General features: G+C 71.5%; 17 protein-coding genes and 1 pseudogene. 8 read left to right on the plus strand and 10 right to left on the minus strand.

The window, feature by feature from the left end; all coding sequences use genetic code 11:
* Nucleotides 1–150 precede the first annotated feature (150 nt).
* Nucleotides 151–900, minus strand: a complete 750-nt coding sequence (locus ACQP04_RS29045) for an HAD-IIA family hydrolase (protein ID WP_433508457.1) — start codon at nt 898–900, stop codon at nt 151–153.
* Nucleotides 901–1,009: 109 nt separating this feature from the next.
* Between ACQP04_RS29045 and ACQP04_RS29050 the strand changes: the two genes are divergently transcribed.
* On the plus strand, nt 1,010–1,780 hold the full coding sequence (locus ACQP04_RS29050) for a hypothetical protein (RefSeq protein WP_433503713.1): 771 nt from the start codon (nt 1,010–1,012) through the stop codon (nt 1,778–1,780).
* A gap of 182 nt (nt 1,781–1,962) precedes the next feature.
* Nucleotides 1,963–3,003 carry a methyltransferase gene (locus ACQP04_RS29055; RefSeq protein ID WP_433503714.1) on the plus strand — a complete coding sequence of 347 codons (1,041 nt, stop codon included), beginning with the start codon at nt 1,963–1,965 and terminating at the stop codon, nt 3,001–3,003.
* A gap of 1 nt (nt 3,004) precedes the next feature.
* Here the strand turns inward: ACQP04_RS29055 and ACQP04_RS29060 are convergent, their stop codons facing one another.
* Entirely contained in the window at nt 3,005–3,283 is a 279-nt protein-coding gene (locus ACQP04_RS29060; RefSeq protein ID WP_433508458.1) for a zinc finger domain-containing protein, read from the minus strand.
* On the opposite strand from ACQP04_RS29060, the gene ACQP04_RS29065 reads away from it, so the two are divergent.
* Nucleotides 3,170–3,751: a hypothetical protein gene (locus tag ACQP04_RS29065; protein WP_433508522.1), complete on the plus strand. Its 582-nt coding sequence runs from the start codon at nt 3,170–3,172 to the stop codon at nt 3,749–3,751. The genes ACQP04_RS29060 and ACQP04_RS29065 overlap by 114 nt on opposite strands.
* An 824-nt stretch (nt 3,752–4,575) precedes the next feature.
* Nucleotides 4,576–4,854 (plus strand): hypothetical protein, encoded by a 279-nt coding sequence (locus ACQP04_RS29070; RefSeq protein WP_433503715.1) that lies wholly within the window; start codon nt 4,576–4,578, stop codon nt 4,852–4,854.
* Nucleotides 4,855–4,931: 77 nt separating this feature from the next.
* Here ACQP04_RS29070 and ACQP04_RS29075 read toward each other — a convergent pair whose 3' ends face one another.
* Complete coding sequence (locus ACQP04_RS29075) at nt 4,932–5,369, minus strand: heavy metal-responsive transcriptional regulator (RefSeq protein ID WP_433503716.1); 438 nt, start codon at nt 5,367–5,369, stop codon at nt 4,932–4,934.
* 234 nt (nt 5,370–5,603) lie between these two features.
* Between ACQP04_RS29075 and ACQP04_RS29080 the strand changes: the two genes are divergently transcribed.
* Nucleotides 5,604–5,915 carry a hypothetical protein gene (locus tag ACQP04_RS29080; protein ID WP_433503717.1) on the plus strand — a complete coding sequence of 104 codons (312 nt, stop codon included), beginning with the start codon at nt 5,604–5,606 and terminating at the stop codon, nt 5,913–5,915.
* Between the two features lie 469 nt (nt 5,916–6,384).
* Entirely contained in the window at nt 6,385–6,912 is a 528-nt protein-coding gene (locus ACQP04_RS29085) for a hypothetical protein (protein WP_433503718.1), read from the plus strand.
* 175 nt (nt 6,913–7,087) lie between these two features.
* On the opposite strand, the gene ACQP04_RS29090 is transcribed toward ACQP04_RS29085, so the two are convergent.
* The 4 genes from ACQP04_RS29090 to ACQP04_RS29105 form a co-directional block, all read right to left on the minus strand.
* Nucleotides 7,088–7,348 carry a hypothetical protein gene (locus ACQP04_RS29090; RefSeq protein ID WP_433503719.1) on the minus strand — a complete coding sequence of 87 codons (261 nt, stop codon included), beginning with the start codon at nt 7,346–7,348 and terminating at the stop codon, nt 7,088–7,090.
* A complete protein-coding gene (locus ACQP04_RS29095) occupies nt 7,345–7,968 on the minus strand; it encodes a hypothetical protein (RefSeq protein ID WP_433503720.1) in 624 nt (207 codons plus the stop codon). Before ACQP04_RS29095 ends, ACQP04_RS29090 begins: the two co-directional genes overlap by 4 nt.
* A 161-nt stretch (nt 7,969–8,129) precedes the next feature.
* Nucleotides 8,130–8,306 carry a hypothetical protein gene (locus ACQP04_RS29100; protein WP_433503721.1) on the minus strand — a complete coding sequence of 59 codons (177 nt, stop codon included), beginning with the start codon at nt 8,304–8,306 and terminating at the stop codon, nt 8,130–8,132.
* A gap of 45 nt (nt 8,307–8,351) precedes the next feature.
* A complete protein-coding gene (locus tag ACQP04_RS29105) occupies nt 8,352–8,564 on the minus strand; it encodes a DUF6616 family protein (RefSeq protein WP_433508459.1) in 213 nt (70 codons plus the stop codon).
* 890 nt (nt 8,565–9,454) lie between these two features.
* On the opposite strand from ACQP04_RS29105, the gene ACQP04_RS29110 reads away from it, so the two are divergent.
* Nucleotides 9,455–9,964 (plus strand): cupin domain-containing protein, encoded by a 510-nt coding sequence (locus ACQP04_RS29110; RefSeq protein WP_433503722.1) that lies wholly within the window; start codon nt 9,455–9,457, stop codon nt 9,962–9,964.
* A gap of 393 nt (nt 9,965–10,357) precedes the next feature.
* On the opposite strand, the pseudogene ACQP04_RS29115 reads toward ACQP04_RS29110, so the two are convergent.
* The 3 genes and pseudogenes from ACQP04_RS29115 to ACQP04_RS29125 all read right to left on the minus strand — a co-directional run.
* Nucleotides 10,358–10,843: pseudogene (locus tag ACQP04_RS29115) on the minus strand (DNA-formamidopyrimidine glycosylase family protein); the annotation flags it as partial.
* Nucleotides 10,844–10,948: 105 nt separating this feature from the next.
* Entirely contained in the window at nt 10,949–11,761 is an 813-nt protein-coding gene (locus tag ACQP04_RS29120; protein ID WP_433503723.1) for an Fpg/Nei family DNA glycosylase, read from the minus strand.
* Nucleotides 11,761–12,228: a ribose-5-phosphate isomerase gene (locus ACQP04_RS29125; RefSeq protein WP_037045823.1), complete on the minus strand. Its 468-nt coding sequence runs from the start codon at nt 12,226–12,228 to the stop codon at nt 11,761–11,763. The genes ACQP04_RS29120 and ACQP04_RS29125 overlap by 1 nt, the downstream gene beginning before the upstream one ends.
* A gap of 17 nt (nt 12,229–12,245) precedes the next feature.
* On the opposite strand from ACQP04_RS29125, the gene ACQP04_RS29130 reads away from it, so the two are divergent.
* Nucleotides 12,246–12,926 (plus strand): DUF429 domain-containing protein, encoded by a 681-nt coding sequence (locus ACQP04_RS29130; protein WP_433503724.1) that lies wholly within the window; start codon nt 12,246–12,248, stop codon nt 12,924–12,926.
* Nucleotides 12,927–13,057 lie beyond the last annotated feature (131 nt).

A 13,057-nucleotide genomic window follows, 5' to 3' on the forward strand; every position in this document is an offset into this window, starting at 1 on the left:
CAGCCGAGTCATCTCCCGGGGCGCGCCGCCGGTTCGATCTTCCGATCGGGCGCGGGCGTGCACGCCGACCCCGCGGCCGGGAGAACCCCTCCCTCACCGGCCGCCGGTCCACGCCGGTGGTGCCCGCCGGCGTGGACCACCCGGTCTCGGCTAGATCTCGTCCACGAGCTCGGCGATGGACCCGATCACGCGCGTCGGCCGGTACGGGTAGCGGTCGACGGCCGCGGCCCGCATGATCCCGGACAGCACGAGCACCGTCCGCATCCCGGCCTCCATGCCGGCCACCACGTCCGTGTCCATCCGGTCGCCGATCATGACCGTGGTCTCGGAGTGCGCCTCGAGCCGGTTGAGCGCCGCGCGCATCATCAGCGGGTTCGGCTTGCCCACGAAGTAGGGGTCGACGCCGGTGGCGCGGGTGATCAGCGCGGCGACCGAGCCCGTGGCGGGCAGGCTCCCCTCGTTCGACGGGCCGGTCGGGTCGGGGTTGGTCGCCACGAACCGGGCGCCGCGCTCGACGAGCCGGATCGCCGTCGTCACCGCCTCGAAGCTGTAGGTCCGCGTCTCCCCCAGCACGACGTAGTCCGGGTCCGACTCGGTGAGCACGTACCCGATCTCGTGCAGGGCGGTCGTCAGGCCGGCCTCGCCGACCACGTACGCCGACCCGCCGGGCCGCTGGTTGTCGAGGAACGCCGCGGTGGCCAGCGCGGAGGTCCAGATGGACTCGACCGGCACCTCGATCCCAGTGTTGCGCAGCCGGAACTGCAGATCCCGCGGCGTGTAGATCGAGTTGTTGGTGAGAACCAGGAACGGGGTGCCCGACTCGCGGAGGCGGTTCACGAACGCGTCCGCACCGGGGATGATGCTCCCCTCATGGACGAGCACGCCGTCCATGTCGGTCATCCAGGCCTCGACCGGTTTGCTGTCCGCCACGGGCACGAGCCTAGTCGCGGGAACGTTCGTGCCGGTCTGTCCGTTGTCGGTGTGCACAACCCGCCTACAAGGAGAATCCGTGGACCTCGTGACCATCGTCCTGCTGCTCGCCGTGGTGGCGGGCGTCGTCTGGCTGGTCCGCAACCGGAACGCCGGCCAGGCCCGCGAGCTCGAGGACGCCAAGGCCGACGCGCGCCGCTGGGTCGAGCGCCTCGGCGGCCAGGTGCTCAATCTCGTGGGCACCAACGAGGCGGCCAAGCAGGCCCTCGCCGACGCGTCCGAGCGCTACAACGCGGCCGGCTCCCAGCTCGACCAGGCCCGCACACCCGCCCAGGCCCGTGGCGTCACCGAGACCGCCTACGAGGGCCTCTACTACGTCCGCGCGGCGCGCACCGCGATGGACCTCGACCCCGGTCCCGAGCTGCCGCCGCTGCCCGGCCAGGCGCGCGCGGGCGCGGTGACCGAGGAGCGCGAGGTCGACGTCGAGGGCCAGCACTACAGCGCCTCGCCGAACCCCTCGGAGCGCAACGCGCACTACTACCCCGGCGGCAACGTCGCGGGCCGGCCGGTGCCCGCCGGCTGGTACAGCCAGCCCTGGTGGAAGCCGGCGCTGGTCGCCGGCGCCTGGGGCGTCGGCTCGGCCCTGCTGTTCAGCGCGATGTTCTCCGGCATGGCCGGCAGCGCCTACGCCGACGGCTACTCCGACGCGATGGCCGCGGACATGGCCGCGGGCGGCGACGGCTCCGGCGACGCCGGCGGCGACTCCGGCGGCGACATGGGGGGCGACCCCGGGGGCGACTTCGGCGGGGACATGGGCGGCGACTTCGGCGGTGGAGGTTTCGACTTCTGATCACCGGGGTAACTCCCCGTCAACGACGACGTCGGCCGGCTCGACCGGCCCTGCGACACTGACCGGCCCGGAGCGCTACGTCCCGGGCCGGTCGTGCATTTCCGGATCGTTTCCGGGCCCTTCTCCCGTATCTCCCGCGCCCGCCGTGCCCTCTCCTGCGTGTCGACGACAGGAGGTCCCCGATGGTCGCCCCGACGACACAGAGCACGACCGACGGCACGGCAGCGGCCCCGGTGGTCGACCCGGCCGCCCGACTCTCCCGCCTGGCGGACGGCTACCTCGTCACCGCCGCGCTGCACGTCGCGGCGGAGCTCGGGGTGGCCGACGTCCTGGCCCGCGGCGCGTGCGACGCCGCGCAGCTGGCCGCCGAGGTCGGCGCCCGGCCCGGGCCGCTGCGCCGGGTGCTGCGGCTGCTGGTCGCGGAGGGCGTGCTCGCGGAGTTCCCCGACGGGACGTTCTCGCTGACCCCCAGCGGGCGGCTGCTGCGGTCCGACGTCCCGGGCTCGCTGCGCGGCGCGGTCCGCGCCCGCGGCGGCCTGTACGCGACCGCCGCGCCGGCGCTGCCCGACGCGGTACGTGACGGCGAGGTGGCCTTCGAGCGGGCCCGGGGGAAGCCGTTCTTCGACCACATCGTTGGACGCCCGGCCGAGCTCGCCGCGTTCCAGGCCTCGCAGAAGGACCGGTCGGCCCGCGAGGCGGCCGACGTCGTCGCCGCCTACGACTTCGGCCGGTTCCGCAGGCTGGTCGACGTCGGCGGCAGCACCGGGGTGCTGCTGTCCGCCGTCCTCGCTGCCACGCCCGCGCTGTCGGGCGTGCTGTTCGACCGGCCCGAGGTGGTGGCCGACGCCCGCGTGCCCGAGGGCACCGAGGTCGTCGCGGGCGACTTCTTCGCCGGGGTCCCGGTGGGCGGCGACGCCTACCTGCTCTCCCGGATCCTCCACGACTGGGACGACGCCGACGCGCGCCGCCTGCTGTCCCGCTGCCGGGAGGCGATGGGGCCGGACGCGACGCTGCTGGTGGTCGACGCGATGCTGCCGGAGCGGGCCGCGGACGGGCCGGCGGTGATCCGCATGGACACGACGATGCTGCTCCTCGCCACCGGGTGCGAACGGACCGCGCGGGAGTTCGGCGAGCTCTTCGCCTCGGCCGGGTTCGCGCTCCGCCGGATCGTGCCGACGCCCTCGCCGGTGGGCCTGGTCGTGCTCGAGGCGACCCCGGCCTGACTCAGCCCGCCTGGCAGGTCGGGCACCAGAAGAGGTTCCGGGCCAGGTGCGTGGTGCGGGCGATCGGCGTGCCGCACACCAGGCAGGGCTGCCCGGCGCGGCGGTAGGTGTAGACGACGCTCGCGCAGACCGACCCGCGGTCGGGTGGCGCCAGTAGGGCCGGGTCGTGCTCGGGCCGCAGGGTCTCGATCCGGCCGCGCCGCTCGCCGTCGCGCAGCATCGCGGTGAGGTCCGACCACAGCTCCTCCCACCGCTCCCGGCCCAGCTCGCGGCCGGGCATCTGCGGGGGGAGGCGGCACCGGAAGAGCGCCTCGACGCGGAAGACGTTGCCGACGCCACCGCCGCCGCGCAGACCAGCCGCCGCGTCGACGAGATCGCCGAGGAGCTGGAGGCCGCCCGGCAGGTCGAGGACGCCCTGTCGGAGAAGCTGGGCCGGGGCGAGATCAGCCTGTCGGCGTGGGAGGTCGGCCACAAGCACGCGCACGCGCGGGTGGTCCATCTGGAGGCCGAGCGCGACGAACTGGCCGCCCAGACAGCGCAGGAGGGCCCGGAGTTCGAAGTGGCGCGCGCCGAGGAGCTGGCGGCCGACTGGGACGCTGATGAGGCGGCGAACGGCACGCTCCGCCGCGCCATGCTTGCGCGAGCCCTGCGCGGCCGGTACGTGGAGATCGAGCCCCGGCCGCACCAGAAGGGAAAGCCGGTGTTCGACTCATCGCGGGTCAGCATTTTGCCCGCGCAGAATCGCTAGGAATTGCGCCGCAATGCAACGCTCAGCCAACCCACAATAGTGTCGCACCCCGCTACAGTCAGCACCAAGCGGCCCCACACCACTACTGAGCTGGACAAACGTACCGCGACACCTGGCCGAGTGAATCCGCGAGCGACCGCCAGCTCATTCGCACGCGGGGTCCGACCGCAGGTTGGCATTCGCCGCTGGGCGTAACCATTCTTGCGGCATGGACTTCTCCCCCGACCGGCTGCGCGGTCACCGGCACGGTGTCGGGCAGACGCCAGCCGAGCTGACTGCCCCGCGCCGGCCGCAGCCCGGACGCCCTCAAGTGCTACGAGACCGGTCGCGCCGAACCACCCGCCGGCGTCCTCGCCGCCCTCACCAGGGAGCTGTGTATCGAGCAGGACGACCTGTTCGCCCGGCACAACAACCCGGTCCTGGAACACGTCGACGCCGTGGCCCAGCACTGCCCGCCCCTGACCCCCGACGAGGTGCAGGCCGCCGCCGTGGTCGTCCGCACCATGCGCGAGGCCCGCCTGGCCCGAGCGATTACGACCCCATGAGCGGGCGAGGCCGTCCCACATGCGGAAGCGGTCAGGGGATGTGCGCCGCCCTGAGCTAACGGCGGGGCTCTCGACGAGCCCCCTTGTGAGGCCTGCCGTACAGGTTCAGCCTTCTCGGGTGGTTCTGATGTTGTGCTCGACTCCATGGCTGGGTAGCACCGTGAAGTGGTCACCTGCCCTGCCTGCCGAGAGCACGTCCCGATCACTCGCTGGCTAGCCGAGCCAGACGGGCCGAAGTTGCAAGCAGCGGGCTGCCCGCGATGCGGAGCGCGGCTGCAGTTGCACGCCACGATCGCGGATTCCTCGGAGGAGGAGTGCGAGGACGAGGTGTCGGCGGCCGTGGCCGAACACGAGGCACGTCTCGCGGACAGGTTGACCGTAGCCGTGGTCAAGAAGCTGTCGATGGCCCAGCTACGTCTGTCCGCAGCCCTTGGCGCAAGCGAGTATGCGGACCGGCGAGTTGTCGAGGCTATCGAGCACATTGATACGGCCATCCGCGACCTTCGCCGAGCCGTGTTCTGTGATCCGAAGGATCTTCCACCAGCCTCTTCCGCCTAAGGTCGCCGCAGGCGTAGCGGCCGCCACTGGCAAAGGTCTCTGGCGTAATGCGCTCGACGATGTGGGCCCGGCTGACCTCACTCGTCACCCTCGCTGTCATCTACCGGATTCGCGCGGCCTTCATCCTCGATGAGGTAGCAGATCCGATCGGAGGGACAGCGGCCCGGATCCGGTAGGACGGCTGGCGGAACGCGGGCGCGGAGGTCGTCGCGCAGAGCGGTCAGCTCCCTGATCTTTATCTCTAAGCCTTCAATGTGCTTTTCGAGCAGCTCAGTCACGTGCTCGCACGGCGGCCCTTCACGGTCCCGGACGCGCAGCACCTCGGCGATCTGAGCCAGCGACAGGCCGAGAGCTTGCGCGGATCGTGCGAATCGCAGTCGCATCACTGCTTCGTCGTCGTACTCACGCTGGCCCCCGGGCGTGCGCGCCGGGGCTGACAGGAGCCCGGCCTGCTCGTAGAAGCGGATCGTCCGCACCCGCACTCCGGTTCGCGCAGCGAGTTCCCCAATGCGCATTTGCCCGAGGCTAGCTCCAACCGCACTTGACCCTCCACCCAAGTGGAGGTCTTAGGGTTTGGCGAGGCGGTAGGACAGGGGGTTTGCGCCGTGCCCGGCAACCCGCGCCATTGTCCTTGCCGTTTGGATGCCCTCGCCCGAGCAGGCGCCCCCCCAACCCCTGCTCGGGTGAGGCCATCCGGCATCGAGGCTTCCGGCGTCATCTCAGCCAGCCATGCCCACGAAGAGCGCAGCATGGACAAGCGCGGGCACTCCCAGCACGAACTTCCGGGCCTGCCTGCCGCGTCCGTCTGCTGCGAAGCCGTGCGCGCGATCGTCTCCGATGACTACAACGCCGAGCAGGGGCTCGCGGCAGCCCGACGCGTCCTCGAGTCGGTGCTTGCCGAGTCCGGGCCCGCCGAGCTGATCAACGTCGCCGTGCAGCTGACGTCACAGCTCGGGTCTGCCCTCGAGCGGATCGCCACCGAACAGGGACTGGCGGCAACGGATCTGGCCGAGGTCTGGTTCTTGAGCGAGACGAACGGCGACTGCCGTTGCAATGACTAGCTCCCCAGCGCAAGCACAACGGCCCCCAGCTCGTCCGTAGCGAGCTGGGGGCTGCTGTATCGCTTGTGGGCCCGGGGGCGACTCCCAGGCCCACACGCTCATTGTGCCCGCTTACTCGGCATCCCAAGCCAGGGACTCAAAGCCGGAGTCATCACGGCCTCGGCCGCCCCGGGGACGGACACGACCCGGGGCGGTTCGGCAAACGGGTGAAACGGTGTTTCCGCCGGTGTGGGGGCTGCTCTGCGGGGCACTTCACCTGCGGACCTTCGTGGGGGTCCAGCCGTCCCGAGGACGGATATCAGTTCTCGGGGCGGTCAGTACAGGATCAGCTGGCAGGTCAGCAGGCCCAGCGGGATGCCTTGAAGATCGCCCCGAGGCCGGGCGCTCCAGACAGGAGTGGCCGGCGATCCAGACAGTTGCCAGCCTGCGAAGGCCACCCTTCGCCTAGCTCGAGCGCGGGGGGTCAGCCATGTGGCGACGGCTGCCCCTCATCGACGGCGACGAGCAGGACGCCCTAACCCGGACCCGCCGCTTTTACCACTGGCGCGCCGGGCAGGTGCGCCGCATCAAGCGCCGGGTGTCCAAGCGCGAGCGCCGCTTCGGCCGGGCCGAAGCCCTGCGCGACGCCAGCACCGCCGACTACCCCACGAGGCTCAGCGTCCGCTTCCCGGCCATCGCCGACAACGGGGACAGCCTGCTGGTGTGGTGCAGCCCCGCCGAGGTGTGGCTGTCCTGCTGCGGGGCCCACCTCATCGACCACGACGACGTGGGCATCGAGCGCCTGGCCCTCGACCACTGGCGCACCCACCACCAGACGCTCACCCGACCCACCCAGCAGGAGGCAGCAATGACCGAGCCCCAGCCCGACGACATGACCACCGAGCCCGCCGAGGCCGAGCCCACCCAGCACGCCGAGGTCGACCCGGCGGACGTCGAGGACGACGGCGACGAGGACGGCGAGTACGAGGACGACGAGGACGGCGACGCCGAGGCGTAGCCCACCGAGGTGGCCGGGGCGCACGTGTGGAGCAACCGAACCCGGGGTGGAACCCGGGTGCGTGCGACGCGGGGCCACGTGCACCCCGGCCGACCACCCGCCCCCATCGCCGGGGGGGTAGGTCCACCCGGCCCCCCAGGGCCCCACACATAGCGTGTCTGCAGCAGCTGGTCGGTTAGGCGTCGGGGCGGGCGTCGTCGAGTTGGTCAGGGAGCGTGCATTCGAGCCGGTAGTCGACCCGCACGTTCCGGTAGGTCTCCCCGGCCCGCACGCTGTCCGGAAGGTTGATGCGGTCGCTTTCGGAGACGGATTCGAAGCCGGGTGAGCCGGTGAAGGTCACATGGACGTCCGGGACCTCATCCCATCGCATCTGCTGGGCTTGCACGGTCGCGGTGAAGGAGATGTCCGGCGAGCTGCGGCGATCGCGCTGACTCATGATCGTCGGGCGGGGGACTGTGAGTCCTCGTCGACCCCGAGCGCCGCATCAGCCTCGTCGTCCATCGGTTCGACGGCGTCGGCGGCCCCCTGGCCGGCCTCTCCCACCGTGTCCCCCGCGTCTTGACCGAGCTCCTCGGCGGTTTGCCCCCCACCCGCGCCGATCTCTCCGACCGTTGGGCCGACGTCGTGCACGGCCGGTTCGACGGTGCCCACCACCTGTTCGACGATCTGGGGGTTGTGATCGATCGTGGTCAGCACACGGTCGATGATCTGTGCGACTCGGTCGAGGCGGACCTTGAGCAGCACCTGGGCCTTCACGCCGGTGATCTTGAGTGAAACGCGTCCGAGGGTAACGTCGGCGCCCACATTGAGCTTCAGCAGTTCGAGCACTTCGGCTCGAAGCGAAACGTGGGCCTCGAGGTCGTCGACCTCAAGGGTGATTTCGTCGACCGAAAGATTATGGACGTCGAGCAGGACGTCCGGTGGACCCTGCCCCACCGTCTGGTCGATGGAGTCGTCCCCGTCCGTGTCGGGCGGCTGCTCGTCAGCCGGAATCTCGTCGTCGCGGTCGAGCGGCTCGACGTTCTGAGCGTCATCGGTGTTGTTTGCTGAAGGCACACGATCACCCCTTCGCGGCCGGGCCCAGCCGGTCCGGATTGCGGCGGCGTCTCTTCGAGGCCGTAGTTCGCCGCGCGGACGTCGCCGACGAGATACCCCGAACCGGCGACATCCAAGCGCGGAGCGTTCGGCTGGGGGCCAGGGCCACGCGGCCACACCAGCTACCCGACGCCGTGCACGCCGCCCCGACCCTCCGAGCCCGAACACCAGGAGAACACCAGGAGCACACCAGCATGAGCGACCCCGACACCGACGAGCTCGTGCCCGTCCGCTTCTACCTTCAGCGCGACGACGACGACGCCGTGGGCGACCTTGCCGGTGCCGGACACTCCGCTCACGCCGGCGGTTCGCCGAGGTGATGAGCTCCGTGGGACCCGCGACCGTTACGCATCGAGCTGGATCATGTCGGCGTTCATCACGTCCGGCGTGATGAGCCTGCCACTGAAATTGACCTGCTCGAAATAGTCAAGGAATCCTGCTTCCTTCGCGCCGGCTTCGAGCCTGTCGCTGAAAGCCTTGTCGGTCAGCTTCCAGACGGCCATGTACCGATAATCCATGCGCTCCGGCCCCGTGTTGTCGTTGAGGCGAGAGCGAATCGCACATGACTAGCGCAACGACGCAAAGCGGAGCGCTAGTCGGTGCTGATCGATTACTGCCGGCTCGTCCTGATCATCAAGTTTAGGTAGCTGGTGAACCTCGACGCCAGCCGTCCGAACCTGTACAGGATGTTCGGCCGATCGAACGTCCGGGGATTCTCCGGCTGCGGGCCCTCACCCATCACCTTGGAGCCCGCAACGGCGCGGTCGTCCCACGGGTACCGCAACGGGGCGGAGCCGTCCCGTCAAGGGGCGGGGACGGCCGCGCCGTTCGTGAATCGGGGAGCTAGAGGTCCCTCGTCGGAAGACCAGCCACGAGCAGTAGGGCGAGTATCAAGCTGATCATCACCGCCGCCGCAAGCCAGGCACGGTAGCAGTGATCGTGCGATGCAGGGATCGTGCGCCCGACGAGTGGAGACCAACCCGGCTGCGCATGGGGCACCTGACCTTTGGACCGATGACGGGGAGCCACCGAGACGCATCGGTGGTCCGCACGCTCGCGTTACCGGGCCCTCGGCCGGTGTCCGGGCCGGTCAGGATCCGGCGAACGTCAGCCGTGTCCCGCGCGGGGCCGGAGCATCGAGGTCGTCGACGATCGCCCCGTCGAGCAGCACCCGCCTCGCCTCATGGTGGAGCTGGAGCCGTGTCCTTGTCGACCCGTGACTACTGCTTGGAGGAGACTCCTCCTTGGCCGGAACCGACAACAGGTTGCCTTTGGAGGGGGTCGGCAGGGTCCAATGGGTGCCGCGGCATCTCAGCAGGCCGCGTTCGACCGCATCCTGCGCGACAACGACCGGCGCTCGACGACCATCGGCGCGACGCGCGCTCCGCGTCGTCGCCCGAACCCGACCGCGAGAGGAGATATGGTGTCGTTCAACGTCAGGAAGGTCGTGACCGACCGGAACGCAGAGGGCCGGTCTGTGTTCGCCCAGGACTCGGCCACCGAGCCGGACACCGTGCTCGGGTTGGAGATCCACAATATCTGGGGCACCGGCGACGGCACTGCGGTCGTCGGTGCCGGGGACAACCCCGAGACCGTCCCGTTCCCGTTCTTCCCGGGTCCGGGCGGGACGCGGTTCATCGTCGTGCGGTTCCCGCCTGAGTCGGCGGAGTCGACCGGCGACCCGGAGAAGGCGGCGGCCGAGGCGGAGCGGCGCCAGCCAGGCCTGACCGGGGTGTTCGAGCCCGACAACCCGGGCATGCACACCACCGACAGTGTCGACTACGGCATCTGTGTGGACGGCGAGATCTACCTGGAGCTCGACGACGGCGCCGAGGTCCATGTCACCCCAGGCACGTGCGTGGTGCAGCGGGGGACGCGACACGCGTGGCACAACCGCAGCGACCGACCGTGCACGATGGTCTACGTCCTGGTCGGCGCCGAGCGCCAGTCCAGCTGACGCGCAGTCCCCGCCCGCCGACACCAACACCCCGGCCGAGACCCAGACGGCCGGGGCTTTGGCGTACGGCCCGCACGAGTGCTGCGCACGACGCCGGAACCAGCGCGATCAGCCAGGCCTGCCCGGAAGACTTCGGCCGGCGGCCCGAACGACCAAGCCGCCGAGCCCCAGATCTAAGTACCGGGCGCGTAGGCGGTCTCGTGCGCCACGGCTCCGGCGTCCTCGATCAGCACGTAGAGCGTGCGTGGATTCGACTCGTCGGGCCCGGCCGCAGCCAAGGGCGGCCCGAGCGACGGCCCAGCCTCGCCCACTACGCGCGACGCGCTCGGGGTCCGATGCGGAACGGCTCACGGCTCCCTCCCGTTTCGCTGGTAGCCATAGGGTCTACACATGGTGGCCCACCCCGGCGATCACGCTCTGGTCCATCAGCAGGGTGGCCAGCGGGGCGCGGGAGCGGGAGACGCGGGCCCACGCCTCGTCGGGATCGGCGTCCGTGCGCAGCGGGTCGGCCCCGAGCCGGGAGCGCAGCGCCTTGACCTCGACGTCCGTGAGCAGCTCGCAGGCCGACGGGCCGCTGAGGCCGGCGTAGTGGGTGCGCCCGACCATCCGCATCCGGATCTGCCCGCGGGGCGGCTGCACCGGGACCCGCCGGTTCGGGAAGCGGCCCCACAGCCCGAGGTGGACGTGCACGACGAGGTCGCGGCCGTAGTGCTGAAACAGGTGCTTGCCGTGGGCGTGCGCGGACTCCAGGACCCGCCCGTCGACGAGCTCGGCGTCGGCGGCGAAGCGACCCTGCGGGCTGCTCACCGCGACCGGCGCCCCGCCGAAGCGTCGCTGCTGCAACCGCGCCATGCGGTGCACGGTGTGGCCTTCGGGCATGTCCCCGACCCTGTCCCGCCCGGCCCGGTCCCGCGCGTCGACCGGCGTCGTCGCAGGTCGATCGGGGTCGTGAGCGCCGACTGCCGCTCCAGGGGCAGTCGGCGCTCACGGGGTGGACTGGCAGGTGGGGCACCAGAAGAGGTTGCGGGCGGCGTGGGTGGAGGTGCGGACCTCGGTGCCGCAGACCAGGCAGGGCATGCCGGCGCGGCGGTAGACGTACACCTCGCCGCCGTGCCGGTCCATCCGCGCGGCCTGCCCCTTGCGCCGCGGGTCGTGCTCGGGCCGGACGGTGTCGATCCGGCCGCGCCGCACGCCGTCCCGCATCAGGGCGACGAGGTCCGGGGCCATCGCGTCCCAGGTGCCGCGGTCGAGCGCCCGCCCGGGGATCTGCGGGTCCAGCCCGTGCCGGAAGAGCAGCTCGGCGCGGTAGACGTTGCCGACGCCGGCGAGCACCTTCTGATCCATGAGCAGGGTGGCGAGCGGGGAGGCGGACCGCGAGATCCGCTCCCACACCCGTTCCGCGTCGAAGTCCCGGCGCAGCGGGTCGGGGCCCAGCCGCTCGCGGATCGCCCTCACCTCGGCGCGGGTGAGCAGCTCGCACGCCGTGGGGCCGCGCAGGTCGGCGAAGTGCGTCTCGCCGACGTACCGCAGGCGCAGCTGGCCACGCGGCTCCGGCGCGGGCAGCTCGCCGTCGTCGAACGTCCCGTACAGACCGAGGTGCACGTGCACCACCAGGTCCGGGCCGAAGCGGTGGAACAGGTGCTTGCCGTGCGCCTCGGCACGGGTCATCACCTGGCCGTCGAGCAGCGCGGCGGAGTCGGCGAACCGGCCCTGCGGGCTGCTGACCGCCACCGGCCGCTTCGCGAACAGCGCCTGGTGGCGCCGCGCCAGCCGGTGCAGCGTGTGCCCTTCGGGCATCAGGCCTGCTCGGCGCTCGCGCCCGTCTGCTCGTACGCGGCGAGCTGGTCGATGCGGCGCTGGTGCCGCTCGCCCTGCGAGAACGGGGTGGCGAGGAAGGCGTCGACGATCGCGAGCGCCTCCTCCTCGCTGTGCTGGCGGGCCCCGATCCCGACGACCTGGGCGTCGTTGTGCTCGCGGGCGAGCTTCGCGGTCTCGGTGCTCCAGGCCAGGGCGGCCCGGATGCCCTTCACCTTGTTCGCCGCGATCTGCTCGCCGTTGCCCGAGCCGCCGATGACGACGCCGAGGCTGCCGGGGTCGCCGGCGACCCGGCGGGCGGTGTCGATGCAGAAGGCCGGGTAGTCGTCGTCCGGGTCGTAGGTCAGGGCGCCGACGTCGACGACGTCGTGGCCCGCACCCTGGAGGTGCTCGGAGAGCCGGGCCTTCAGCTCGAAGCCGGCGTGGTCGCTGCCGAGGTAGACGCGCACGGCGAGAATCCTGCCTCATGAGCGGGATCGCCGGGGTGGACGGGGTGCCCGGGGGCTGGGTGACGGTGGTGCTCCGCGGGCGCGCACCCCGGTGGACCGTGCGCTGGGCCGTGGTCGCGAGCGCCGCCGAGGTGGTCGAGCTGACCGCGGGATGCACGGCCGTCGGCGTCGACATCCCGCTCGCGCTGCCGGTCGACGGCACACCCCGGGCGTGCGACGCGCTCTGCGCCGCCCGCCTCGGCCGCGCGCGGTCCTCGGTGTTCCCGGCGCCGCCGCGGGAGGTGCTGCTCGAGCCGACGCACGAGGCGGCCGTGCGCCGCGCGCGGGAGCTGACCGGGCGGGGCATCAGCATCCAGACCTACAACATCCGCCGGCAGATCCTGTCCTGGGACGCCGTGCACCCGTTGCCTGACAACGTGATCGAGGTGCACCCCGAGCTGGCCGTCCGCGGGCTGGCGCCCGGGACGGAGTTCGCGTCGAAGAAGACCGCCCGGGGGGCGGGCCAGCGCATCGCGGCGCTGACCCACTGGGTGGACCCGGCCCGGGCGCTGGCCGACCTCCCCGAGGGCGCCCGCCTCGACGACTGTCTCGACGCCCTCGCCGCCACCTGGTCCGCCGCCCGCTGGGCCGCCGGCAGGGCCGACGTCCTCGGCGGCGAGACGGGCGCCCGGGGCCGGGTCATGCGGGTGGCGGTCTGACCCGCGAGTCGGCGGTCTCGAGCGACCGAGTTCCACATCCCGGATCACCCGGGATGTGGGATTCGGTCGTACGAAAGTGCCGACTCGCGGTGTCAGAACTCCCGACTCGCGGTGTCAGAACTCCCGACTCG

The organism is Pseudonocardia halophobica, from assembly GCF_050948485.1.
Lineage (GTDB): Bacteria > Actinomycetota > Actinomycetes > Mycobacteriales > Pseudonocardiaceae > Pseudonocardia > Pseudonocardia halophobica.